This is a genomic window from Paracoccus sp. NBH48 (assembly GCF_015390265.1).
GTDB lineage: Bacteria > Pseudomonadota > Alphaproteobacteria > Rhodobacterales > Rhodobacteraceae > Paracoccus > Paracoccus marcusii.
The window spans coordinates 526,240-550,304 of sequence record NZ_VUOJ01000004.1 but is presented as its reverse complement, the minus strand read 5'-3'; the positions used below and the strand labels follow the sequence as shown (position 1 = coordinate 550,304).

Genomic DNA, 24,065 nt, shown 5'->3' with positions numbered 1-24,065 from the left:
GGCCCTAGCGCAGGATCGGAATGGCGGGGTCGGCGGCCAGCAATTCGGCCCGGCGCGCTGCGTCGGGATGATGTTCGTGCGCCTGCATGGGCTGAAGGCCCAGCTTGGCGAACAGGCGCATGTCGCTTTCCTCCTCGGGGTTGTCCTTGGTCAGCAGCGTGTCGCCCACGAAGATCGAATTCGCCCCGGCAAAGAAGCACATCGCCTGCATCTCGTCCGACATGGCGGTGCGGCCGGCGGACAGGCGGACATGGCTGCGCGGCATCATGATGCGCGCGGTGGCGATCATGCGCACGAAATCGATGGGGTCCACCGGGGCGGCGTCGGCCAGCGGGGTGCCCTCGACCGGGATCAGCATGTTGATCGGCACGCTTTCCGGCGCGACCGGCAGGTTGGCAAGCGTCACCAGCATGTCGACGCGGTCCTGCGGCCCCTCGCCCAGACCCAGGATGCCGCCCGAGCAGACCTTGATCCCGGCCTGCCGGACGGTGTCCAGCGTGTCCAGCCGGTCGGCAAAGCTGCGGGTGGTGATGACGTTGCCGTAATGCGCCTCGGACGTGTCGATGTTGTGGTTGTAGTAGTCCAGCCCGGCATCGGCCAACTGGCGCGACTGGTCCGCATCCAGCATGCCCAGGGTCATGCAGGTCTCCATCCCCAGGGCCTTGACGCCCTCGACCATGGCGATGATCTGCGGCATGTCGCGTGGCTTGGGGCTGCGCCAGGCGGCGCCCATGCAATAGCGTGTGGCACCGGCGTCGCGTGCGCGGCGCGCCTCGGCCAGCACGCGCTCGACCTCCATCAGCTTGGATGCCGACAGGCCCGACGCATGGCGGGCCGACTGGCTGCAATAGCTGCAATCCTCGGGGCAGCCGCCGGTCTTGATCGACAGAAGGCGGCTCAGCTGCACGCGGTTCGGGTCGAAATGCTGGCGGTGCACGGTCTGCGCCTGAAACAGCAGATCCATCAGCGGCAGGTCAAAGACGGCGCGCGCGCCCTCGGCGGTCCAGATCTTGCGGTGGCTGTCGGTGTTCGGATCGCTGTGCAGCATGGCTCTTCCCCGTGGCTTGGCACCGTGCCTAGCATTCCGGTCGCAGCCTGTCCAATGCCGCCGACGGCTCAGTATTTCTCCTTGCGGCGGCGTTCCGCCTCATCCTGTCCCAGGCCCAGCAGCGCCTCGGCCCGGCCGAATTCGCGCGCCGCCTGCTGGCGGGCGATCTGGAACCGGGGCAGCATCCGCTGCAGCTCCTGGTCGGCATGGCGCAGCTCTCGTGCGGCACGCCCGGCCTGAGCGTTGGCGATGCGCGCCTCGGGCAGGGTCAGGGGGGCGGTGCTGTCATAGCTTTGCGCCAGCGTGGCCTGCAGCGAATCGATGCGTTGGCGTGCAACCGTCATGTGCGCATTGAACGCCGCAAAAGTCTTGAGCTGACGCTCGGCCTTCAGCCGCGCGATGCGTTCCAGCTGCTGCAGCTGCTTGATCTTGTCTACCATCCGGAACGGGCCTTCTGTCGCATCTTTTCGGCAAAGCGGATCGCGGCGGCGACGGCGGCGAAATGGGCGCGGTCGATCTCCTCGCCCACCTTGACCTGGGCGTGGATGGCGCGGGCGCAAGGCGGGTCGGACCAGATGGGCACGCCGGCCTCGGTCGCCTTGGCGCGAATGCGGGCGGCGACCTCGTCGGTGCCCTTGGCCACGCAGACCGGGGCACGGCCGGACCCCCGCGACCATTTCAGGGCGACGGCATAATGGGTCGGGTTGACGATGATGACGTCGGCGGTGGGCACGTCGGCCAGCATCTGCTTCATCGCGATGTCGACCGCGCGCTGGCGGCGGGCGCCCTTCATGTGCGGGTCGCCTTCGGAATCCTTGAACTCGTCCTGCATTTCCTGGCGGCTCATGCGGTTCTTGCGGCGGTGGTCGAACCACTTCCACAGCATGTCCGGCACGGTGAAGACGATCGAGACGACCAGCCCCAGCATCAGCACCTGCCCCAGGATCGAGCCCAGTGCCGCAACCCATTGCCCGTCCGCCATCGCCGCGGCGGCGATCCGGTCCAGCAGCGATGCGAACAGGAACCACCCCCCCGCACAGACCAGTCCGGCCTTGCCCAAGGAAAAGGCGAAGGTCACCAGGCCGTCCTTGCCGAACTTCTGCGCGGCGTTCTTGACCGGGTTGATGCGCTTGATGTCGAAGGCCAGCTTCTGGGGCGAAAAGATCAGCGCCCGCGTGGCGATCAGGCCCAGAAGGATCGCCCCCATCACCAGCGCGGCCAAGCCGATCGTGGCGGTCGCGGCATAGGCGGCCAGGCCGCGCGCGATCGGTGCCGGCCCGCTGTCCGACCAGCCCTCGGCGCCAAGCGCCCGCGTGGCCATGGCCATCCATTGGCGCACCGCAAAGCCGGCCATGACCGAAAAGGCCAGGAACGCCCCCAGATACATCATCGTGACGTTCAATTCCGTCGATCGCGGAATGTCGCCCTTTTCGCGCGCACGCTGCAGCTTCTGGTCGGTGGCCTCGAACTGCTTGTCGTCGGTATCCTCGCTCATCCGCGGTCCTTCATGGCAGTGCCGGCAGCATGAAGCCCATGACCGCGTTGGCCCAGATGCCGACCAGCAGCGGCGCCAGGATCACCAACCCCATCAGCGCCAGCAGGATGGAGGCAGGCGCGCCGATGAACACGACCGGCAGGGCGGGCATCACCCGGTTGATGACCCCCGACAGCGCCTGGTACAGGAACCCGCCCAAGGTGAAGGGCGCGGCCAGCATCATCGCCAGCCAGAAGCTGTCGGTGACCATGCGGACGACGGCCATCACCAGCCCCTCGACCTGGGGCAGGTCCGCGGGCGGCCAGAGACGCAGGCTGTCGGCGATCAGCTCGACGATCATGACCGGCAGTCCCATGGCCATCAGGACCGCCATGCCGGCCAGGTGCAGCATGTTGCCGATGGGATGGGGCGACATCTCGTTCTGGATGCCCATGATCTGGGACAGTGACGCGGTCGCGGCAATGGCCGTGGTGGCGATGTCTATGGCGATGGTCAGCAGCCGCAGCATGATGCCCGTGGCAAAGCCCAGAACCATCTCGACCCCGACCTGCGCGATCATGCTCAGGGGCTGTTCGGGCATCTGCGGGCCGGGCGCTACGCCCGCCAGCAGCGGCGCCAGCGCCAGCGCGATCGCCACCTTGACGCGGGCCGAGATCACGCGTTCGCCCAGGCCCGGCAGGGCCACCACGCAGGCCTGCACGCGGACATAGACCAGCACCAGCGCCCAGTCCAACCCCGGAACGATGGCCTGCAGCTGGTCCCACATCATGCGGCCTCGACGGTGCCCAGCAGGCGCAGTTCGGCGGCGGGATCGATCTCCTCCAGACCCAGGACCGGGACCGCCATGCCGTTGGCCCCCAGCACCGCGTGGACCATGCGGCGCCGGTGGTCGGGCGCAACCAGCACGGTGCGGGCGACGGGTTCAGCCAGGGACAGCGCGCGGCGGGTGGCCTCGACCAGCTTCTTGGACATGGCGGGGGTCATCGCCCCGCCTCCCGCACGTCCGGTTTCGGCATCGGCGCGCACGAACTCCGCCTCCCAGGCGGGATGCAGCTGCAGGGCTGCGACGCGACCGGCCTCGTCCGAATATTGCTGGGTGATCTGGCCGCGCAGGCGCTTGCGCACCAGCTCATAGATCGTCTCGGCCGATTCCACGTTGCGGAACTCGCAGATGGCATCCACGATCAGCGGCAGGTTGCGGATCGAGATCCGCTCCTCCAGCAGGGCGCGCAGGATCGCCAGCAGCGTCTCGGGCGTCACCTTTTCCGGCATCATCGCGTCGAAATACTTGCGATAGCGTTCGGCGCGGCCCGTGTCGGACAGGGTCTTCAGTTCCTCGATCTGGCGCTGCATCGCGCCCAGGGTCAGCAGTGCGGGCAGGTTGGCCTTGACCACCTCCATCAGATGCGTGGACAGCACTTCCATCGGGGTCACGACGGTGGCGCCCATGGTCGCCGCGTCCTCCTGGTCCGTCGGATGGATCCAGCGGGCCGGGCTGGAATAGACCGGCTCGCGGACGGCCACGCCGCGCAGATCGGCCAGCACGGAATCCGGGCCAAGCGCCAGGATCTCGGCCGGGCGCAGGGTGCCGCGGCCGCGGATGACGCCGTGGATGCGGATCTGATAATCGCCGGGCGGCAGATCGTCGGTGTCGGTGATGCGCACATCCGGCAGGATCAGCCCAAAGCTGCGGGCGATGTGGATGCGCAGGTTGCTGATGCGGCTGCCCAGGCCCCGCGCCTGGTCCAGCGCGGTCACGATCAGGTCCGACCCGATCTCGACGCTGATGTCGTCGGTATCCAGGACGTCCCCGATGCGGGCGGCAGGCTTGATCGCGCTGTCGCCCAGGGGCAGGTCGGGCAGCGCCTCGTCCGCGATGCGGCGTTTCTGCGCGATGCGCCAGGCCATGAAGCCCATCCCCGCCGCGATCCCCAGAAACAGTGGCTTTGGCATGCCCGGCACGAGGGAGATCACCACCATCGCCGCCGCGACCATCGCCGCCGGCTGCCAGCTGCGCACGAACTCGGTCGACATCAGGCCCGCGGTGGTTTCCGTGGCCCCGCCCCGCGACAGCAGCAGCGCCGCCGCCATCGAGGTGATCAGCGCCGGGATCTGGCTGACCAGCCCGTCCCCGACCGTCAGGTGGGAATAGGTCGCCGCCGCCTCTCCCAGAGGCATTCCGTGGATCGTGATGCCCACGACCAGACCGATGCACAGGTTGATCAGCGTGATGACGATCCCCGCCACCGCGTCGCCCTTGACGAACTTCGACGCGCCGTCCAACGAGCCGAAAAAGCTGATCTCGCGCTGTTCCTGGATGCGGCGGCGCTTGGCCTCCTGGTGGTCAATGGCACCGGCGTTCAGATCGCCGTCGATGGCCAACTGCTTGCCGGGCAGCGAATCCAGCGCAAAGCGGGCGGCGACCTCGGCCATGCGGCCCGAGCCCTTGGTGATGACCATGAAGTTCACCACAGAGATCACCGCAAAGATCGTGATCCCGACCAGGATCGACCCCCCTGCCACGAATTCGGCAAAGCCGTTGATGACCGAACCCGCCGCCTCCTTGCCGTTCTGCCCTTCGGTCAGGATCAGCCGGGTCGACGATACGTTCAGCGACAGCCGGATCACCAGGCTGACCAGCAGCAGGACCGGGAAGGCCTGAAAGTCGGTGGGCTTCTCGACCAGCGAGGCCATGACCAGCACCATCACGGCGGTGGCGATAGAGATGGCGATGCCGAAATCCAGCACGCCGGCCGGCAGCGGGATCACCATCGAGATGACGACCAGCACAAGGCCGCCCGTGACAAGCAGGGGCGCGTCCAGGATCTTGGTGGACTTGCCCGAGAGGGCGGCAATGGGGGTCATTCGCGGGGCTCCGTTCTGGTGGCCGCGGGGCGCAGGAGGTCGTCAAGCGACCAGGGACGTTCCGTCAACAATCCGATGCGGCGCAGATAGGCGATCGCCTGCAGCCGATCGGCACTGTCCATCTGCAGCAGCGTCACGCGATAATCGCGCGGCAGCCCCTGTCCGGTCAGCAGCCATTCGTCGGCGGTGCGGCGAAAGCCGTCCAGCCCGGCGGCGGCGACCGGACCAGCGGCCAGGCAGGCGATCAGAAGCGGCAGGCCGATCCGGGTCATCACGCCGCCTTCTTCAGCTCTCTCAGGGCACCTTCCAGCGTGTCGAAGCTGGGGCGCACATGTTCGGGCACGGTCTGGCGGCCGACCTCGACGCACAGGGTGGTGGCGTGCTGGTGCAGGCCTGCGACCAGGACCGACTTGACGACCTCGTAAAAGCCCAGGTCCTGCTTGACGACCGCGCCAAGCCGGTTGGCCAGCGGCGCCACGAAGCCATAGGACAGAAACACCCCCAAGAAGGTACCGACCAGCGCCCCGCCAATCATCTTGCCCAGAACCGAAGGCGGCTGATCGATCGAGGACATGGTCTTGATCACGCCCAGAACCGCCGCGACGATCCCCAGGGCGGGCAGCGCGTCGGCCATGTTCTGCAGGGCGTGGGGGACGTGCATCTCCTCCTCCTTGAGGACGGCGATGCGGCGGGACAGCATGTCCTCGACCTGGTAGGGATCGTCATAGTTCAGGCTGGCCGAACGCAGCGTATCGGCGATCAGCGAGACGACATGATGATCCGCCGCCAGCTTGGGATAGGCGGTGAAGATCGGTGATTCGCCGGGATTCTCGATGTGCTGTTCCAGCGCGACGGGGTTCTCCTTGGCGATCTTGAGCAGCTGGAACATCAGGCACAGCACGTCCTGATGATCTTGGGCGTTCCATTTCGGGCCTTTGAAGGCGCGGATCAGCCCGCCCAGGGTGGCCTTCAGCGTATGGCTGTCGTTGCCCAGCAGATAGGCGCCGACGGCAGCGCCCATGATCATCATCATCTCGAAGGGCAGCGAATGCAGGATCACGCCCATCTTGCCGCCGGCCAGCAGGTAGCCGCCGAACACCATGGCGATCGTAAGGAATATTCCGACGAAACCGAACATTGCGGGGTTCCTTATGGGTTGCGGACGCTGCGCGCGCCCATCTGGGCGGTCAGCAGGGCGGCCTGGCGCGGCTCGACCGCGGCGATGATGCGGGCGCCGGCCTCGGGCTGGACGCGCATCAGGATCTCGGCCGCGAAATCGGCGGGCAGGTTGGTCAGGATGGCGGCGGCCTCGGCAGGTTTCATCTGGTCATAAAGCGCGATCAGCCGGTCGATGTCGGTGCGCACGGCCTGGGTCGCGCCGTCCTGGCGGGCCGTGATGCTGCCCTTTTGGGTGCGCAGCTCGGCCAGCCGTTCGCGCAGCGTGCTTTCCGCCTGCGCCAGCTCGGCCTTCCGCGCGTCGATGGATTCCATGTAACGCTCGATGCGCAGCGCACGGTCGCGCAGCTCCTCGGCCAGGGCCACGGCCTCGGGGACATCGCCGCAGCCGTCCAGCAGGTCGGTGGGCGCGGCCACGGCGGCAAACACCCGCGACAGGTCCTGGCCCTGCCAGATCATCGCGCCGGCCGGCAGCGCGAACAGCAATGTCAGCGCGGGCAGCAGATGCCTAGCCATGGGACACCTCGCGCTTGCGCAGGCGGCGACCCGAAGGCATCGGCTGCGGCGCCTCGGAGGCGGCGGCGCCGATGCGCTGCCGCAGGTCCCAGATGGCGCGTTCGCGGCGCGCGGTCTCGATCTCCTCGGCCAGGCGCTCGCTGGCGGCGGTGGCCTCGTCGCGGGCCGACCGGATGGCGCGTTCCAGGCGGTCGACCTCGGCGGCCATGACGGCGATCGCGCCCCCCAGACCGCTTTCCAGGTTGTTCATCCGCCGCAGCCGCCGCGCCAGGGTGGCGCAGAAGACACCAAGCCCCAGACAGGCCGCCAGCAGCAGGATCTGCATCAGTTGTTCCAAGGTCATTTGAATCGAAACTCCGTGATCAGAAGGTCCTTGACCGGCTCCTCGCCCAGGACGAAGCGGGTGCGAGTGACCAGTTCGGCGCGGATCACCTCGAGGACGCCGCGCTTGTCATAGGCCGCCGGATCGACGCCCGAGAGGAAGGTCGTGAACGCGTCCGACACGCGCGGCATCAGGTGGGTCACCTCGGCCTTGTGGGTGGTGTCGGTCTCGATCGTCGCGGACAGGACCAGGCTGCGGGCGCGGCCACCCGGGATGACGATCTCGATGGTGGGGATGTCAATGAACTCGACGCTCATGTGCTCGGTCGACTGAACCGGCTCCTCGGGGCCCGACAACATGCCGGAGGGCGACCAGAAGCCCAGATAGCTGGACGCGAATCCCGCCCCGCCCAGGACCAGCGTCGCCACCAGCGGGATCAGCAACCCCTTCTTTCCGCGCGGCTTTTCGGGTGCCGCCGCAACAATGTCGGTCATCGTGATTCTCCGTCCTGACCAGACCGAAATATCAGGTTGCGACTAACCAATTCTTAACGTGGCCCATGTCATTTCAGGGTCAGACGACCATGACGCGATGATTCGAAAGGAACGGTTTTGCAAAAACTGCAGGACTACTGGAACGAGCGAAGCTCTCGACAGCGGATGATCCTGGGGGCGGCCTTTCTGGGGACGTTCCTGGTGATCGCAGGGTTCGGCTGGATGGCCAGCCGCCCCAGCATGGCCCTGATTTATGGCGGGCTGGACAGCGCCCAGGCCGGCGAGGTCATCGCCGGCATCGAACGTGCCGGCGTTCCCTACGAGGTGCGGGGCGACTCGATCTATGTCGCAGCCGATCAGCGCGACCGCCTGCGCATGGATCTGGCCGCCGAAGGCCTGCCCGCCGCCGGCAGCACCGGCTACGAGCTGCTGGACGGCATGTCGGGCTTTGGCACCACGTCGCAGATGTTCGACGCCGCCTATTGGCGCGCGAAGGAGGGAGAGCTGGCGCGCACCATCCTGGCCCTGCCCAACGTCCAGACGGCCCGCGTCCACCTGGCGATCGAGACCGGACGCGGATACCGCCGCGACCAGAACGGCAGCGCTTCGGTCACCCTGACGACCAATGGCGGCACGATCACGCGCGAACAGGCCGCGGCGTTGAAATACCTGGTGTCGTCGGGCGTACCGGGCATGCAACCCGACCGCGTCACCGTCATCGATTCGCAGCGCGGGATCATCGCCGCGACCGAGGACCAGACAGGAGCAGACCGCGCGGCCGAGATGAAGCGCAACGTCGAACGCATCCTGGAGCCCCATGTCGGCATCGGAAACGCCATCGTCGAACTGAACCTGGACCTGCTGACCGAAACCGAACTGCTGACCGAACAGCGTTATGACCCCGAGGCCCGCGCCCTGATCTCGACCGTGACCGAGGAGACGACGGACGAGAGCAACTCGACCGGAAAGGGCGCAGTCACCGCGGCCTCGAACCTGCCCGATGCCACGGAACAGCCGGGCGACACCAGCCAGAGCAGCCGCGCCGAGAACCGTACCCAGTCCAATTTCGAGGTCAGCCGCACCACGCGCGAGGTTCAGCGCCAGCCCGGATCGACCCGCCGCCTGACCGTCGCCGTCCTGGTGAACGGCGTCCCGCAGGCCGGCGCCGACGGAGAGACCACCCTGACCCCCCGGTCCGAGGCCGAACTGCAGACGCTGCGCGAGCTGGTCGCCTCTGCCGTTGGCTATGACGAGGCGCGGGGTGACCAGATCACCGTCAAGTCGCTGCCCTTCGCCACGCTGGGCGAGAATGGCACCCTGGCCACGCCGGGCTTCCTTGATCGGCTGGCGCTGAACGATCTGGCGCGCATCGCGCTGATCGGCGTCTTTGCGCTTGCGGTGATCGTGATGGTCCTGCGCCCGATGATGCGCAATCGCGCCCCCGCCCCTGCGCCGATGCTGGACAACAGCCTGCCGCCGATGCCCCCGATGATGGGCGGGCTGACGGGCATGATCGACGACGAGCCCTCTCCGGACAACCCACGGATCGTGCCGATCGAGTTTCCGGGGCTGGACCAGCTGGCCCTGCCGCCTGCCGATCCTGTCGCCCGCCTGAAGGCGATGATGAAGGACCGCCATGACGAGAGCGTCAAGATCCTGTCGGGATGGATCGACAACAAGGAGAAGGTGAATTGAGCCTGGCCCTCTTCAAGCTTGAGTCCTTCTCGAACGCGGTCGCGGCGCGTGTCGAGGTGACCTACACGCAGGCCGACCTGGACCAGGCCTTCGCCGACGGCGTGGCGCAGGCCAGCGCGCAGGCCCAGGACGACCAGCTGCGCGCCCTGAGCGCCAGCCTGGAACAGGTCGCCGCCGGTCTGGCCGCGGACGAGACCCGCCGCCGCCAGATGCGCCAGGAGGCGGTCGATGCGCTGGCGCCGATCCTGCATCAGGTCCTGGACCTGATGGCCCCGCCCCTGTCGTCGCGCCGGCTGGAGGAGGCCCTGCAGGCAGAGCTGACCCATCTGGCGCAGCGCGCGACCCCCGTGGGCCTGCGCATCGCCTGCAGCGACCGGCTGGCCGACATGGTCCGCCGCTGCCTGGCCCAGGCCGGCCTTGAGGGCATCGAGATCGCCCCGGTCCCGCAGGACCTGATTACCGTGTCGCTGCAAGGCGGCCACATCGACTTTACCCCCGACAGCATTGCGGGCGACATCCGCGCCCTGATCGCGGAAATCACCCAGGAGGACAGCACATGGACGCACTGAAGCATCTGATCGACACCGACACCATCCAGGTCGAGGTGACCATCCGCCTTGGCCGCACGCGCCAGACCGTCTCGCAGCTGTCCTCGCTGCGCGCCGACGACATCCTGGTCCTGGACCAGGCGATCGAGGACGGGGTCGAGATCTGCGTGGGCGACAAGGTCATCGCGCGGGGCGAGCTGACCGGCGACGGATCGGCCGAAGACCGGCTGTGCGTGCGCGTCCTGGGCGCGACGGGGGCGGCGTGATCCGCGCCGCGGCCCTTGTCGCGGTCGCGGCCCTGCTGCCCTCGCCCCTGTGGGCGCAGGACCTGGGCGGCGCCCTTGGCGCCGGCTGGGCGACAATGCGGTGATGCTGGTCCTGGTGCTGACGGCGCTGTCGCTGGCACCGGGCATCGCGATCATGGTGACCGCGTTCCCGTTCATCGTGACGGTCCTGTCGATTTTGCGCCAGTCGATCGGCCTGCAGCAATCGCCGCCGAACATGCTGATCGTCAGCCTGGCGATCTTTCTGACCTGGTTCATCATGGACCCGGTCCTGCGCGAGGCCTGGACCGTCGCGGGGCTGCCCCTGCAGCAGGGTCAGATCGGCATCGCCGAGGCCTTCCAGCGCGGCATCGTGCCGTTCGAGAGGTTCATGGCGGCCCGCACCGACCCCGACACCTTGGCCAACCTGGCCGAGATCGCGCCCGGCACCGGCCCCGCAGACCGCCTGTCGGTGCTGATCCCGTCCTTCATGCTGTCCGAGATCCAGCGCGCCTTCGAGATCGGGTTTCCTGATCGCCCTGCCCTTCCTGATCATCGATCTGGTCGTGGCGGCCGTGCTGATGTCGATGGGCATGATGATGCTGCCCCCGGTGGTGGTGTCGCTGCCCTTCAAGCTGGCGTTCTTCGTGGTCGTGGACGGATGGGGAATGATCGCGGGCGCGCTGGTGCGCAGCTATGCGCCCGGCTGACCCCCGCAGGGGATCAGCCGACGCCAATCAGGCGCGGTCGGTGCGCCGCGCCGCCAGCGACTGGACGCCCATCACGGAAAGGACCTTGTCCTCGATATGCTGGGCGTTCAGGCAGCTGCTGTCATACATCGCCCGCGGCGCGTCGTGGTCGACGAACGCATCCGGCAGGACCATCGACCGGAAGCGCAGCCCCTTGTCGAAGGCGCCCTCCTCGGCCAGCAGATGGGCGACATGGCTGCCGAAACCGCCCACGGCGCCCTCCTCGATGGTGATCAGCGCCTCGTGGTCGCGGGCCAGTGCCAGGATCAGGTCACGATCCAGCGGCTTGGCAAAGCGCGCGTCGGCGACCGTGGGCGTGATGCCCCGCGCCATCAGCGCCTCGCGCGCGGTCATCACCTCGGATAGGCGCGTGCCGAAGGACAGGATGGCGACGCCCTTGCCCTCCGCGATCATGCGGCCCTTGCCGATGGGCAGGACCTGCCCGCGCTCGGGCATCTCGACCCCGGTGCCCTCTCCGCGCGGAAAACGGAAGGCGATGGGGCCGCTGTCATGTGCGGCGGCCGTGGCGACCATGTGGACCAGTTCGGCCTCGTCCGCGGCGGCCATGACGACAAACCCGGGCAGATTGGCCAGGAAGGCGGTGTCATAGGCGCCGGAGTGCGTCGGACCATCCTGGCCCACCAGCCCGGCACGGTCGACGGCGAACCGGACGGGCAGGTTCTGGACCGCGACGTCATGCACGATCTGGTCATAGCCGCGCTGCAGAAAGGTCGAATAGATCGCGACGAAAGGCTTCATGCCTCCCGCGGCCAGACCGGCGGCAAAGGTCACGGCATGCTGTTCGGCGATGCCCACGTCGAAGCAGCGGCGCGGAAAGCGCTGCGCGAACTGCTTGAGGCCGGTCCCGTCCGGCATCGCGGCGGTCACACCCAGGATGCGATCGTCGCGGCCCGCCTGATCGATCAGCGCCTGCGCGAAGACGGCGGTATAGCTGGGCGCGTTCGATTTCGCCTTGGCCTGCACGCCGGTGATCACGTCGAACTTGGCTGTGGCATGGCCCTTGTCCGCGGCCGCCTCGGCCGGGGCATAACCCTTGCCCTTCTTGGTCACGACGTGGATCAGAACCGGACCGTCCGCCCGCGCCCGCACGGTGCGCAGCAGGGGCAGCAACTGTTCCATGTCGTGACCGTCGACCGGCCCGATGTAGGAAAAGCCCAGCTCTTCGAACAGGGTGCCGCCCACGGCCATGCCCTTCAGCATCTCCTTGGCGCGGCGCGCGCCCTCCTGCAGGGCGTCCGGCAGCATGCCGACGGCGCCCTTGGCCACTGCCTTCAGCTCCTGGAACGGCCCGCCCGCGTAAAGGCGCGTCAGATAGGAGGACATGGCGCCGACCGGGGGCGCAATGGACATCTCGTTGTCGTTCAGCACCACGAACAGGCGCTTGCCCTCATGGCCCGCGTTGTTCAGCGCCTCATAAGCCATGCCTGCGCTCATGGCGCCGTCGCCGATGACCGCGATCGCATCGCCCGGGTCGCCGCCCAGTTCCCGCGCCATCGCGAAACCCAGGGCCGCGCTGATCGAGGTCGACGAATGCCCCGCCCCGAACGGGTCATAGGGGCTTTCCGCGCGCTTGGTGAAGCCCGCAAGGCCCCCGCCCATGCGAAGCGTGCGGATGCGGTCGCGCCGCCCGGTCAGGATCTTGTGCGGATAGCACTGATGCCCCACGTCCCAGATCAGCTTGTCGCGCGGCGTATCGAAGACAGCGTGCAGGGCCACGGTCAGTTCGACCACGCCCAGGCCCGCGCCCAGATGGCCGCCGGTCACGCTGACGGCGCTGATGGTCTCGGCCCGCAGCTCGTCGGCAAGCTGGCGCAGTTGCGCGTCGGTCAGGGTCTTCAGATCCGACGGCAGGCTAACGCGGTCCAGAATCGGCGTCTTGGGTCGATCGGTCATGGCTGGCCCTCCTCCGGGGCGGGCGTTCAAGTGTCGCGCTCGATAACGAAACGCGCGAGATCGTGCAAGTTCCCGGCGGCATCACCATAGTGCGACAGCGCATCGGTTCCCATGGCGACACGACGCCGCGCCTCGGCCTGTGCGCCGTCCAGGCCCAGCAGCGACACGAAGGTCGCCTTGCCGGCCCCGGCATCCTTGCCGACGCGCTTGCCGGTCACGGCCTCATCGCCGGTCACGTCCAGGATGTCGTCGGCGATCTGGAAGGCCAGGCCCAGGGCCACCGCATAGCGGTCCAGCGCCGTGGGATCGTCGCCCGCGATCAGCGGCCCTGCGGTCGCGGCAAAGCGGATCAGCGCGCCGGTCTTGCCACCCTGCAATTCAGTGATCGCGTCCAGGTCCAGCGGCGTGCCCGCGGTTTCGGCAGCGATGTCCAACGCCTGCCCCCAGACCATGCCCGCCGCCCCCGACGCCTGCGCCAGCGCGGACACCAGCCGCACCTGCGCGTCGGGCGCGCCGATGCGCGGATCGGTCAACAGCTGAAACGCCAGCGTCTGCAGCGCGTCGCCCGCCAGAATCGCGGTCGCATCGGTCCATTTGACATGCACGGTCGGCTGACCGCGCCGCAGGTCGTCGTCGTCCATCGCCGGCAGGTCGTCATGGACCAGGCTATAGGCATGCAGCGCCTCGACCGCCGTCGCGACCGGCAGGGCGGCATCGTCAGACACCCCGTGCAGGCGTGCCGATTCCATCACCAGAAAGGCGCGCAGCCGCTTGCCCCCGTTGACCGCATAGGCCATCGCATCGCGCAGATCGCCGGGCGGCAGCGCCCGTGATGGCGCGATCCAGCTCGGCCTGAACCTCGATGCGGACACGCGCAAGGCGGTCCTGCATCACAGGCCCTCGACGGGGGTGGTACCGGCAGGCTGGCCGTTGGCGGCCAGGGTGATCTTCTCGACCCGCTCCTCGGCCTCGCGCAGGCGGGCCTCGCAATGCGCGCGCAGGGCGGCGCCGCGTTCGTACAGCGCGATCGATTCCTCAAGCGTCGCCTCTCCGGTCTCCAGCTTGCCGACCGTGGCCTCCAGCTCGCGCATGGCCTCCTCGAACGAGAGGGTGGTGATATCGCTCATCAGTCGGCCTCCATCAGCACATCGACATGGGCCCGCACGCTGCGACCCAAGGCCCGAAGGTCATAACCACCTTCCAGGCAGGATACCACCGGGGCCTTGCCCGCCGCGTCCAGGATCGCGCGTGTCAGGGCGGCATAGTCGTCGTCGTCCCATTCCAGCTGCGCCAGCGGATCGTCGCGATGCGCATCAAAGCCGGCGGAAATCAGCACCAGCTGCGGCGAAAACTCCCGCATCCGGTCCAGCGCGCCCTGCCATTCCGACAAAGCCAGCGCCCCGTCCGATCCGGGGGGCAGCGGCAGGTTCACCACCTGCCCATGCGCGCCACGCTCGGACGCGGCCCCGGTGCCCGGCCACAGGGGAAACTGCTGGCTGCTGACGAACAGCACCCGCGCCTCGTCCCACAGCAGGGCCTGCGTGCCGTTGCCGTGATGCACGTCGAAATCCAGGACTGCCACCCGCTCCAGCCCGTGATGATCAAGCGCGCGTTTCGCCGCGATCGCCACCGTGCCGAACAGGCAGAACCCCATCGAGACCTCGGCCTCGGCATGGTGCCCCGGCGGGCGCAGGGCGACGAAGGCCCGCCGCGCCTCTTCGGCAAGAACAGCGTCCACCGCCGCACAGGCCCCGCCCACGGCACGCAGCGCGGGCTCCAGGCTGCCGGGCGACAGATGCGTGTCCGCGTCGATCTGGCGGGTCCCCGCCTGCGGCACCGCATCGCGCAGGCCCTGCAGATAGCGGGCGGGATGACAGCGCAGCACCTCGGCATCCTCCGCCACGGGCGCCTCGCGCCGGTCCAGCGCCAGCCCCTCCAGCGCGGCCATCACGGCATCATGTCGGGCCACCTGCTCGGGGTGGCCATCGGGCGTCACGTGGCGGCGGGCGCTGTCATGGGAATACAGGATCACGGTCATTCATCTCCTCCGAAGGGGCAGGCTAGAAGCCCCCGCGCATCCCGGCAACCCGCCATTTCTCCGTTGCGAAAATACCCCGGGGGAGCCCGCAGGGCGGGGCAGCGCCCCCATTCGCCTCCAGTCAGACCGTCAGCCGTTGCCCGTCATGCCCCGCAACGGTCAGGGTCATCAGCGCCCCTTCGGGCTGGTCGCTGTCAAAGGCAACTTCGGTGAACTGTTCGGTCCGGCCAAGGCGCGGCCCCTCGGTCAGCACCCGGTGCGCAAGCCCGACCTGCGCTTCCAGATGCGTGCGCAATGCCGCATCGCCCGCCGCCCGCAGACGCGCGGCGCGGTCGCGGATCGCGGGGCCGGGCACGGCGGGCATGCGCGCCGCGGGCGTGCCCTTGCGCGCCGAATAGGGGAAGACATGCAGGAAGGTCAGGCCGCAATCCTGAACCAGCTTCAGCGAATTGTCGAACATCGCCTCGGTTTCGGTCGGAAAGCCGGCGATGATGTCGGCGCCGAAGACCATGTCGGGACGCAGCCGCCGCGCCTCCTCGCAGAAGGCGATGGCATCGTCGCGCAGATGGCGGCGCTTCATCCGCTTCAGGATCATGTCGTCGCCGGCCTGTAGCGACAGGTGCAGATGCGGCATCAGGCGCGGTTCGGTCGCGATGGCCAGCATCAGGTTCTCGTCCGCCTCGATCGAATCGATAGAGCTGATCCGCAGGCGCGGCAGGTCCGGCACCAGCCGCAGGATGCGCATGACCAGATCGCCAAGCCGCGGCGTGCCCGGCAGGTCCGCGCCCCAGCTGGTCAGGTCCACCCCGGTCAGCACGACCTCGTTGAAGCCGCGCCCGACCAGACGCTTGATCTGCTCGACCACCACACCTGCGGGCACCGACCGCGAATTGCCGCGGCCAAAGGGGATGATGCAGAAGGTGCAGCGGTGATCGCAGCCGTTCTGGACCTGCACATAGGCCCGGTGCCGCCCGAACCCGTCGATCAGGTGGCCCGCGGTTTCCCGCACCGACATGATGTCGTCCACGACCACCTTCTCGGTCTCGCCGATCAGGTCGGGGGCGCGAAGGCTGGCCCAGGTGGCGGGCTGCATCTTCTCATGGTTGCCGATGACCTTGGTGACCTCGGGCATGGCGGCAAAGGTCTCGGGCTCGGTCTGGGCGGCGCAGCCGGTGACGATGACCGGCACGCCGGGATTCTCGCGCGACAGGCGGCGGATCTCCTGGCGGGCCTTGCGGACGGCCTCGGCGGTCACGGCGCAGGTGTTGACGACGACCGCGCCCGACAGGCCCGCGGCCTCGGCCATCTCGCGCATGGCCTCGGTCTCATAGGCGTTCAGACGACAGCCCAAAGTCGAGAAGACGGGCGCGCTCATGCCAGCCACGCGGGCGTCAGGCGCCCCTCGAAGACGATGGCGGTCGGCCCCTCCATCCAGACGCCATCCTCGCGCCAGTCGATCAACAGCTGCCCGCCCGGCACATGCACCGTCACGCGCCGATCCGTCAGACCGCGCCGCGCCGCGGCCACCACCGCCGCACAGGAACACGACCCGGATGCCAGCGTCGGCCCCGTCCCGCGTTCCCAGATGCGCAGCCGGATCGCGTCGCGCGACAGGACCTGCACGACCTCCACATTGGTGCGTTCGGGATAGAGAGGGTGATGCTCATGCTCCGGCCCGAAACGGTCCAGATCGACGGCATCGGCGTCATCCACGAAGAAGGTCACATGCGGATTGCCCATGCCGGTCGCCACCGGATCACCCGCGATGGGCAGATGATCGATGTCCACGTCCCGCGCCAAGGGGATCGCGCGCCAGTCCAGGACCGGCGGCCCCATGTTCACACGGGTCAGCCCGCCGCCCGCGTCCTCGGCCAGCAGCATGCCGTGATCGGTCCGCAGGCGCAGCGACGCTGCCCCCGTCTGATCCATCAGCCAGCGCGCGATGCAGCGCGTCGCATTGCCGCAGGCCGACGACAGCGACCCGTCCGCGTTCCAGAACACCAGCCGCGCATCCGCGTCACCGCAATCCTCGACCGCGGCCAGCTGGTCGAAGCCCACGCCGCGATGGCGGTCCGCGATGCGCGCGACAAGGCCCGCGTCCGGCCGGGCCAACCCGCCGCGCAGATCCAGTACCACGAAGTCGTTGCCCAGCCCGTGCATCTTGAGGAAGGGCAGCCCGGTCGAATGAGAATGCGTCATGGCCGCGATATAGGCCGCACGGACGGATTCCGCCAGATGGGTTGATTTTTCTGCTTGACGCCACCGGCCACCCCCCCTAGGAACCGCCTCGTGATGGGCCCATAGCTCAGTTGGTAGAGCAACTGACTTTTAATCAGTGGGTCACAGGTTCGAATCCTGTTGGGCTCACCACTGTATCCTCCGATCTGCAGACCACCGGCCGCCCGCGGCGATCGCCGTGGCGGATGCCGGGGATTTCACCCGCGCGCGACATCCGGGGCTCTGGTCCTCGCGGCGCGCAGCGACTACATCTTGGGCATGCGCAAGATCACCCTTCCCGAACGCCCCGACCTGGCCGCCAAGGCCGCCGATGTCGGCTTCACCTTCGCCCATATGCATGGCGAGCCCTATTGGGACGAAACCACCGCCTATCAGTTCACGCTGGCCCAGATCGAAGACGACCTGGAAGGCCCCGCGACCGAACTGCACGCGATGGTGCGTCAGGCGGTCGACCGCATCGTGGCCGACCCCGCGCTGATGACGCGTCTGGGCATCCCGCAGGCGCATCACGCGCTGATCGCCGACAGCTGGGCGCGGTCCGAGCCCGCGATCTATGGGCGGATGGATCTGGTCTATGACGGCACCGGTCCGGCCAGGCTGCTGGAATACAACGCCGACACGCCGACCTCGCTGTATGAATCGGCGGCCTTCCAGTGGCAGTGGCTGGAGGATCAGTTGGCGGCGGGACACCTGCCCACGGGGGCCGACCAGTTCAACGGCATCCACGAGGCGCTGGTCGAGCGGTTCCGCGAGCTGTTCGCGCCGAACACCGACATCCACTTCACCGCCGTCGCGAACAACGCCGAGGATTACGCCACGGTCGAATCGATGGCCTGGGCCGCGCGCGAGGCCGGGATGGGTGCGCATTACACCGACCTGGACAAGCTGGCCGTCAGCAAGAAGGGCCAGTTCCTGGATGCCGAGGATCGGGTGATCGGCACGCTGTTCAAGCTGTATCCGTGGGAGGACCTGCTGGCCGACGACTATGCCCGCCATATCGCGGGGTCGGGCTGCATGTTCCTTGAGCCCGCGTGGAAGGCCGTCGTGTCGAACAAGGGCCTGCTGCCCGTCCTGTGGGAGATGTTCGAGGGTCACCCGAACCTGCTGCCCGCCTTCTTCGCCGACGACGTGGCCCCCGCCCTGGTCGAGGACGGCCAGCCCGACCCGTCCGTTGCCCAGGCCTTCGGGCGCGTGGCCGACCAGTTCCGCGCCGCCCATGTGGTCAAGCCGATCTTCTCGCGCGAAGGCGCGGGCGTTGTCATCGTCGAGAACGGCGCCGTTACCGAGGCGTCAGACAACCACGATTACGACGGGCATGCGCGGATCGTGCAGGCCTATCACCCCCTGCCCGAATTCGAGGGTTTCCGCCCGGTCATCGGTGCCTGGATCGTGGGCGATGCCTGCGCCGGCATCGGTATCCGAGAGGATCGCGCCCGCATCACCCAGGACCTGTCGCGCTTCAAGCCGCATTTCATCGCGGGCTGACCCGCCAAGGAGGATTTCCATGAGGACACGTTCACGGACCGTCGCTCTGACCATTCTGGGGGCGGCCGCCTTCACCGTCGCGGGCTGCCGGGACGAACAGGTCGAGGCGCAGGCCTTTCCGGATCTTGCCAGCTGCCAGGCGGCGGCGGTGAACGGCGGCCTGGTGACTGCCGATCAGTGCAGCCAGGCCTTTGCCGAGGCCGAGGCCCTGCATGTCGAGGCCGCGCCCCGCTATGACAGCCTGGCCGTCTGCGAGGAGCAGCACGGTGCCGGCAATTGCGGGTCCGAGGATCAGCAGGTGTCGCAGGGCGGGTCGGGCAGCATCTTCATGCCGCTGCTGGCGGGCTATCTGATCGGCAGCATGCTGGGTCGCGCGGGTGGCGGGATGGCGGCCTCGCAGCCGATGTACCGCAATGCGCAGGGCGGCTTCACCAACGCCGCCGGCACCACCAATTTCGGCAGCAATGCCGGGCGTGCGTCGATGTCGTCGCAGAACTTCACGCGGCCCGCCACGACCGCGGGACAGGCGCCGATGACGCGGGCCACGGCCGCGTCGCGCGGCGGGTTCGGCGGGTCCAGCGCGGGGCGCAGCATCGGCGGCTGAGGCCGGGCCGGCGCGTCCGTGACCGACGGACGACCGGCATCCGGTGCGGCACGGGTCAGCCCCGGTCGGCCGGATCGTCATCGGCGGGACGACAGGATCGTACCCATCTATGCCGGAACCAAATCGCCGCGCGGGCATTTGCATTGTCGAGCCCAACAATGCCGTCCGCGCGACAGGAGATCCGCATGAAAGCCCTTACCCCCCTTGCCGCGCTGCTGATCGGCCTCGGCGGCGCCGCCGGTGCCCAGGACATCACCGTGTCCTCCAAGATCGACACCGAGGGTGGCCTTCTGGGCAACATGATCCTGCTGGCGCTGCAGGATGCAGGCCTCCCGGTGCAGGATCGCCTGCAGCTGGGCGGCACGCCGATCATGCGCGACGCGATCACCTCGGGTCAGATCGACATCTATCCGGAATACACCGCCAACGGCGCGTTCTTCTTCAACGAGGCCGACAGCGATGTCTGGAAGGATGCCGAAGCCGGCTACAAGCGCGTGGCAGAGCTGGACCTGGAACAGAACGACATCGTCTGGCTGCAACCCTCGCCCGCGAACAACACCTGGGCCATCGCCCTGCGCCAAGACGTCGCGACCGAAAACGACCTGCAGACCATGACCCAGATGGGCGAATGGATCGCGGGGGGCGGCGACGTCAAGCTGGCGGCATCGACCGAATTCGTGACCTCGGCCGCGGCGCTTCCGGCGTTCCAGGAAACCTATGGCTTTACCATGAGCCCCGACCAGCTGGTGCAGCTGTCGGGCGGCGACACGGCCGCGACCATCGCGGCGGCAGCGCAGCAGACCTCGGGCGTGAACGCGGCGATGGTCTATGGCACCGATGGCGGCATCGCGCCCGCCGGTTTGGTGGTGATGGAGGACGACAAGGGCGTGCAGCCCGTCTATCAGCCCGCTCCGATCATCCGTGCCGAGGTTCTTGAGGCGCATCCGGAGATCCCCGACATCCTGGCGCCGATCTTCTCGTCGCTGGACCTTGAAACCCTGCAGGAGTTGAACGGTCGCATCCAGATCGGCGGTGAACCCGCCGCCACCGTCGCGCGCGACCACCTGACCCAAGCGGGCTTTCTGGACTGATGCGCGCGCGGCTGGACCGGCCCGGCCTGCTGTTTGCGGTGATCGGTCTGGCCGGGCTGGCCCTGCCGCTGGTGCAGTTCAAGCCGAACCGCATCGTGCTGGGCGAGGGGCTGTCCCTGATCGCCGCCCTGCCCCAGGGACTGATCCTGACCGTGGCCTTGGCCGCGGTGCTGGTCGCGGGCTGCCTGCGCTGGCCGCCCGCGCTGCGCCTGGCCGCCGGTGCCGCGGCGCTGCTGGCGGTGCTGCTGGCCTTGGGGGCGGCGGCGACTCATCTGACCCCGCCCGACAACACCCTGGCCCGCGTCGCGCCATCGGTCGGGTTCTGGCTGATGGCACTGGCGTTCGCCCTGATGCTGGCCGATGCGCTGGCGCGGATGAACCCGACGCTGTGGCTGCGCTGGCTGATCCTGGTAGGGGCGGTCGCCGCGATCGGCGCGATCCTGGGGTCAGGCGCATTGGACGGGGTGTCCGTCATGCGCGAATACGCCGCGCGTCAGGACATCTTCCTGCGCGAGGCGCGGGCGCATCTGACGCTGGCCTTTGGGTCACTGGCGCTGGCGCTGCTGATCGGGCTGCCGCTTGGGGTCGCGCTCTATCAGGCGCGGCGGCTGAGGGGGCCAGTTCTCTCGGTGCTGAATATCCTGCAGACGATCCCGTCGCTGGCGCTGTTCGGCGTGATGATCCCCGTCTTCGGCTGGATCGCGGCCAATGTGCCCGGCGCCGCGCAGGCGGGGGTGGCGGGCATCGGCCTGTTCCCGGCGCTGGTCGCGCTGTTTCTCTATTCGCTGCTGCCGGTCGTGTCGAACACGCTGACCGGGCTGACCGGCGTGAACCCCGCCACGCGCGAGGCCGCGATCGGCCTGGGCCTGACGCGGACGCAGCTGATGCTGCAGGTGCTGATCCCGCTGGCGCTGCCGGTGCTGCTGGCGGCGGTGCGGATCGTGCTGGTCCAGAACATCGGGCTGGCGGTCATCGCCGGGCTGATCGGCGGCGGCGGCTTCGGCACCTTCGTCTTTCAGGGCCTGAACCAGACCGCGATGGATCTGGTCCTGCTGGGCGCCCTGCCCACCATCGTGCTGGCGCTGACCGCCGGCATCGCTCTTGATCTGCTGGTGCGTTCCAGCCGGAGGTCCGCATGATCGACATCCAGAACCTGACCCGCATCTATGACGGCCGCGCCGCGGTCGACGATGTCAGCCTGACGGTCGAACCGGGCCAGATCGCGGCGCTGGTCGGCACCTCGGGGTCGGGCAAGACGACGCTGTTGCGCATGATCAACCGCCTTGTCGAACCCAGCAGCGGTCGCGTGCTGATCGACGGGCAGGACACGCGCGAGGTCGCGCCCCATCTGCTGCGCCGCCGCATCGGCTATGCGATCCAGGGCCACGGGCTGTTCCCGCATCGCACCGTGGGCCAGAACATCGCCACCGTCCCGCGCCTGCTGGGCTGGGACCAAGCCGCAATCCGCGACCGGGTGGACGAACTTCTGACGCTGTTCCAGATGGCGCCCGACCAGTTCCGCGACCGCATGCCCCATGAGCTGTCCGGCGGCCAGCAGCAGCGCGTGGGCGTGGCCCGTGCGCTGGCGGCGAAGCCCGACCTGCTGCTGATGGACGAGCCCTTTGGCGCCCTTGACCCGGTGATCCGCGCCAAGGCGCAGGCCGACCTGCGCGACATCCAGCGTCGGCTTGGCACGACCCTGATCCTGGTCACCCACGACATGGAGGAGGCCGTCACCTTGGGCGACCGCATCGCCGTCATGGACAAGGGCCGCCTGGTCCAATACGCCCCCCCGTCCGAGATTCTGACCGCCCCCGCCACGCCCTTCGTCCGCGACCTGATCGGGCTGGATCAGCGACCCTTCCACCTGCTGTCGCTGACCCCGGCCCATGCCCTGGCGCGCGAGGGCCATGCCGACGGCCCCGCCCTGCCACGCGAGGCGACCCTGCGCGACGCGCTGGCCGAATGCCTGTGGAGCGGGCGCGACTCCCTGCCGGTCGAGGGCGGCGGCGTCATCACCCTGGCCGCCCTGCGCGCCCAGGCCGCCCCGCAGGCCCGGGCGGCGGAATGATCGGACGCATCCTGTTGGCCCTGGCCGCGGTTCTGCTGCTGGCTTTCCTGATCGCGCCGGGCTGGTTCGCGCCGGTATTTCAACCTTTCACCCGCAACCACGCGCCCGCGATCTATACCCAGACCCCGCTCTGGTCGCTGACCCTGTCGCATCTGGCGCTAGTGGCGCTGGCGGTCATCGCATCGACCGTGGTGGCGCTGGTGCTGGCGGTGCTGGTGACGCGGCCCGCGGGGCGCGAGTTCCTGCCCTTGGCGCGCACGATCACCAGCGTGGGCCAGACCTTTCCGCCCGTGGCGGTGCTGGCACTGGCCGTGCCGATCATGGGGTTCGGCGCCGGGCCGACCCTGGTGGCGCTGTTCCTCTACGGCCTGCTGCCGGTGTTCGAGAACACCTTGGCGGGCCTGACCACCCAGCCCGCCAACGTGGCCGAGGCCGCGCGCGGCATGGGCCTGACCCATCGCCAGCGGCTGTGGCAGGTCGACCTGCCGCTGGCCCTGCCGGTGATCCTGGGGGGAATGCGGCTGACGGCGGTGATCTCGCTTGGCACGGCCACGATCGGCTCGACCGTCGCGGCCCGCACCCTGGGCGAGGTGATCATCGCGGGGCTGCTGTCGTCGAACACAGCCTTCGTCCTGCAGGGCGGGCTTGTCGTCGGCATCATCGCGGTGCTGATCCACGAAGGCTTTCAGGCACTGGAACGGATCGCCGCCCGCCGCACCGGCCTGGACCGCTAGCGCCCCCGCAACGCCGCGGACAGCGCGCCCGTCACCGGCAACGCATCGTCGAACCGGATCCCCGCCTCGATATGGCGCAGGTGCGTGTCCAGCAGGGACAGGGCCCGCCCCTCGTCCCGCGCGGCGATGGCCGCGACGATGTTCGCATGCTCATCCTCGGCGCACAGCGTGGCGTGGCCTTGGGCGTACAGGCCGATGATCAGCGACGACCGCATCGTCAGCTCGTCCAGATAGCGGGTCAGCACCGGGTTGCGCCCGATCCGCGCCAACAGGATGTGAAACCCGCGCGACAGGCGGATGGCGGCGGGGCGGTTGTCCTGCCCACGGGCCGCATCCTCGGCCGCCAGATGCGCCTGCAGGTCGGCCAGGTCCTGCGCGTCGGCCAGCCGGACGGCATTGCGACAGATCGTCGTCTCGATCGCGCGGCGGGCCTGAAAGACATCGCGCGCATCCTGCGGCGTGGGCGTCGCGACATAGGCGCCGCGATTGGGCAGGTGATCCACGACCTGCCAGCCGGTCAGCATCGACAGCGCACGCCGCACATGGGCGCGGTTGCAGGCAAAGATATCCGACAGCGCCTGTTCGCCCAGCTTGGTCCCCGCGCGCAGCCGCTGATCGGCGATGGCGTCCAGGATGCTGTCCACGATCAGTGTTTCCAAGGGCTTGTCCATGGTTTCCAATTTGCACCTTCCTTGGTCCTTCGCAACATTGTTCCGCCT

26 protein-coding genes, 1 tRNA gene and 1 pseudogene are annotated in these 24,065 nt (G+C 68.5%); 11 read left to right on the top strand and 17 right to left on the bottom strand.

Annotation, left to right across the window (positions count from 1 at the left end; translation table 11 throughout):
* Positions 1–4 precede the first annotated feature (4 nt).
* The 10 genes from bioB to fliL all read right to left on the bottom strand — a co-directional run bounded on the left by bioB (position 5) and on the right by fliL (position 7,916).
* Entirely contained in the window at positions 5–1,048 is a 1,044-nt protein-coding gene (bioB, locus tag F1642_RS09565) for a biotin synthase BioB (protein ID WP_194886100.1), read from the bottom strand.
* Between the two features lie 68 nt (positions 1,049–1,116).
* Positions 1,117–1,488, bottom strand: a complete 372-nt coding sequence (locus F1642_RS09560; RefSeq protein WP_045982803.1) for a hypothetical protein — start codon at positions 1,486–1,488, stop codon at positions 1,117–1,119.
* Positions 1,482–2,543 carry a flagellar type III secretion system protein FlhB gene (gene flhB / locus F1642_RS09555; protein WP_148911171.1) on the bottom strand — a complete coding sequence of 354 codons (1,062 nt, stop codon included), beginning with the start codon at positions 2,541–2,543 and terminating at the stop codon, positions 1,482–1,484. Before flhB ends, F1642_RS09560 begins: the two co-directional genes overlap by 7 nt.
* A 10-nt stretch (positions 2,544–2,553) precedes the next feature.
* Positions 2,554–3,309 (bottom strand): flagellar biosynthetic protein FliR, encoded by a 756-nt coding sequence (locus F1642_RS09550; RefSeq protein WP_255522332.1) that lies wholly within the window; start codon positions 3,307–3,309, stop codon positions 2,554–2,556.
* On the bottom strand, positions 3,309–5,408 hold the full coding sequence (locus tag F1642_RS09545; protein WP_194886098.1) for a flagellar biosynthesis protein FlhA: 2,100 nt from the start codon (positions 5,406–5,408) through the stop codon (positions 3,309–3,311). The genes F1642_RS09550 and F1642_RS09545 overlap by 1 nt, the downstream gene beginning before the upstream one ends.
* The gene (locus F1642_RS09540) at positions 5,405–5,680 is read right to left on the bottom strand and encodes a hypothetical protein (protein ID WP_052714842.1); all 276 of its coding nucleotides are present in this window, start codon (positions 5,678–5,680) and stop codon (positions 5,405–5,407) included. Before F1642_RS09540 ends, F1642_RS09545 begins: the two co-directional genes overlap by 4 nt.
* Positions 5,680–6,546, bottom strand: a complete 867-nt coding sequence (motA, locus tag F1642_RS09535) for a flagellar motor stator protein MotA (RefSeq protein ID WP_045982799.1) — start codon at positions 6,544–6,546, stop codon at positions 5,680–5,682. Before motA ends, F1642_RS09540 begins: the two co-directional genes overlap by 1 nt.
* Positions 6,547–6,557: 11 nt before the next feature.
* Positions 6,558–7,100 carry a MotE family protein gene (locus tag F1642_RS09530; RefSeq protein WP_052715256.1) on the bottom strand — a complete coding sequence of 181 codons (543 nt, stop codon included), beginning with the start codon at positions 7,098–7,100 and terminating at the stop codon, positions 6,558–6,560.
* Positions 7,093–7,443 carry a hypothetical protein gene (locus F1642_RS09525; RefSeq protein WP_046000675.1) on the bottom strand — a complete coding sequence of 117 codons (351 nt, stop codon included), beginning with the start codon at positions 7,441–7,443 and terminating at the stop codon, positions 7,093–7,095. The genes F1642_RS09530 and F1642_RS09525 overlap by 8 nt, the downstream gene beginning before the upstream one ends.
* Positions 7,440–7,916 (bottom strand): flagellar basal body-associated protein FliL, encoded by a 477-nt coding sequence (gene fliL / locus F1642_RS09520; RefSeq protein ID WP_046000674.1) that lies wholly within the window; start codon positions 7,914–7,916, stop codon positions 7,440–7,442. The genes F1642_RS09525 and fliL overlap by 4 nt, the downstream gene beginning before the upstream one ends.
* Before the next feature lie 117 nt (positions 7,917–8,033).
* Here fliL and fliF point away from each other — a divergent pair, with 117 nt between their 5' ends.
* From fliF to fliP, 4 genes and pseudogenes are all read left to right on the top strand, one after another.
* Complete coding sequence (gene fliF / locus F1642_RS09515) at positions 8,034–9,611, top strand: flagellar basal-body MS-ring/collar protein FliF (RefSeq protein WP_046000673.1); 1,578 nt, start codon at positions 8,034–8,036, stop codon at positions 9,609–9,611.
* On the top strand, positions 9,608–10,180 hold the full coding sequence (locus F1642_RS09510; protein ID WP_046000672.1) for a hypothetical protein: 573 nt from the start codon (positions 9,608–9,610) through the stop codon (positions 10,178–10,180). The genes fliF and F1642_RS09510 overlap by 4 nt, the downstream gene beginning before the upstream one ends.
* Entirely contained in the window at positions 10,168–10,425 is a 258-nt protein-coding gene (locus F1642_RS09505; protein ID WP_042245210.1) for a FliM/FliN family flagellar motor C-terminal domain-containing protein, read from the top strand. Before F1642_RS09510 ends, F1642_RS09505 begins: the two co-directional genes overlap by 13 nt.
* Positions 10,422–11,132: pseudogene (fliP, locus tag F1642_RS09500) on the top strand (flagellar type III secretion system pore protein FliP). The gene F1642_RS09505 and the pseudogene fliP overlap by 4 nt, the downstream one beginning before the upstream one ends.
* Positions 11,133–11,159: 27 nt before the next feature.
* Here the strand turns inward: fliP and dxs are convergent.
* The 6 genes from dxs to dapF form a co-directional block, all read right to left on the bottom strand.
* Entirely contained in the window at positions 11,160–13,085 is a 1,926-nt protein-coding gene (dxs, locus tag F1642_RS09495; protein ID WP_045982793.1) for a 1-deoxy-D-xylulose-5-phosphate synthase, read from the bottom strand.
* A gap of 26 nt (positions 13,086–13,111) precedes the next feature.
* Positions 13,112–13,927: a polyprenyl synthetase family protein gene (locus F1642_RS09490; protein WP_370582866.1), complete on the bottom strand. Its 816-nt coding sequence runs from the start codon at positions 13,925–13,927 to the stop codon at positions 13,112–13,114.
* A gap of 48 nt (positions 13,928–13,975) precedes the next feature.
* Positions 13,976–14,212: an exodeoxyribonuclease VII small subunit gene (locus F1642_RS09485; protein WP_045982791.1), complete on the bottom strand. Its 237-nt coding sequence runs from the start codon at positions 14,210–14,212 to the stop codon at positions 13,976–13,978.
* Positions 14,212–15,123 (bottom strand): histone deacetylase family protein, encoded by a 912-nt coding sequence (locus F1642_RS09480; protein WP_194886097.1) that lies wholly within the window; start codon positions 15,121–15,123, stop codon positions 14,212–14,214. The genes F1642_RS09485 and F1642_RS09480 overlap by 1 nt, the downstream gene beginning before the upstream one ends.
* A gap of 121 nt (positions 15,124–15,244) precedes the next feature.
* On the bottom strand, positions 15,245–16,498 hold the full coding sequence (gene mtaB, locus F1642_RS09475; RefSeq protein WP_194886096.1) for a tRNA (N(6)-L-threonylcarbamoyladenosine(37)-C(2))-methylthiotransferase MtaB: 1,254 nt from the start codon (positions 16,496–16,498) through the stop codon (positions 15,245–15,247).
* On the bottom strand, positions 16,495–17,322 hold the full coding sequence (gene dapF / locus F1642_RS09470) for a diaminopimelate epimerase (protein ID WP_046000666.1): 828 nt from the start codon (positions 17,320–17,322) through the stop codon (positions 16,495–16,497). Before dapF ends, mtaB begins: the two co-directional genes overlap by 4 nt.
* A 95-nt stretch (positions 17,323–17,417) precedes the next feature.
* On the opposite strand from dapF, the gene F1642_RS09465 reads away from it, so the two are divergent.
* From F1642_RS09465 to F1642_RS09435, 7 genes are all read left to right on the top strand, one after another.
* Positions 17,418–17,493, top strand: a tRNA-Lys gene (locus tag F1642_RS09465).
* A 126-nt stretch (positions 17,494–17,619) separates the two neighbouring features.
* Complete coding sequence (locus tag F1642_RS09460) at positions 17,620–18,846, top strand: glutathionylspermidine synthase family protein (RefSeq protein ID WP_194886095.1); 1,227 nt, start codon at positions 17,620–17,622, stop codon at positions 18,844–18,846.
* Positions 18,847–18,865: 19 nt separating this feature from the next.
* A complete protein-coding gene (locus F1642_RS09455; protein WP_045981552.1) occupies positions 18,866–19,450 on the top strand; it encodes a DUF1190 domain-containing protein in 585 nt (194 codons plus the stop codon).
* A gap of 185 nt (positions 19,451–19,635) precedes the next feature.
* Positions 19,636–20,541 (top strand): ABC transporter substrate-binding protein, encoded by a 906-nt coding sequence (locus F1642_RS09450; protein ID WP_194886094.1) that lies wholly within the window; start codon positions 19,636–19,638, stop codon positions 20,539–20,541.
* Complete coding sequence (locus tag F1642_RS09445; RefSeq protein ID WP_194886093.1) at positions 20,541–21,680, top strand: ABC transporter permease; 1,140 nt, start codon at positions 20,541–20,543, stop codon at positions 21,678–21,680. Before F1642_RS09450 ends, F1642_RS09445 begins: the two co-directional genes overlap by 1 nt.
* Positions 21,677–22,612, top strand: coding sequence for an ABC transporter ATP-binding protein (locus tag F1642_RS09440; protein WP_194886092.1), 936 nt, complete (start codon positions 21,677–21,679; stop codon positions 22,610–22,612). Before F1642_RS09445 ends, F1642_RS09440 begins: the two co-directional genes overlap by 4 nt.
* The gene (locus F1642_RS09435; RefSeq protein ID WP_194886091.1) at positions 22,609–23,346 is read left to right on the top strand and encodes an ABC transporter permease; all 738 of its coding nucleotides are present in this window, start codon (positions 22,609–22,611) and stop codon (positions 23,344–23,346) included. Before F1642_RS09440 ends, F1642_RS09435 begins: the two co-directional genes overlap by 4 nt.
* Here the strand turns inward: F1642_RS09435 and F1642_RS09430 are convergent.
* A complete protein-coding gene (locus F1642_RS09430) occupies positions 23,343–24,005 on the bottom strand; it encodes a GntR family transcriptional regulator (protein WP_255522328.1) in 663 nt (220 codons plus the stop codon). The two genes, F1642_RS09435 and F1642_RS09430, sit on opposite strands and share 4 nt — an antisense overlap.
* Positions 24,006–24,065: the final 60 nt, after the last annotated feature.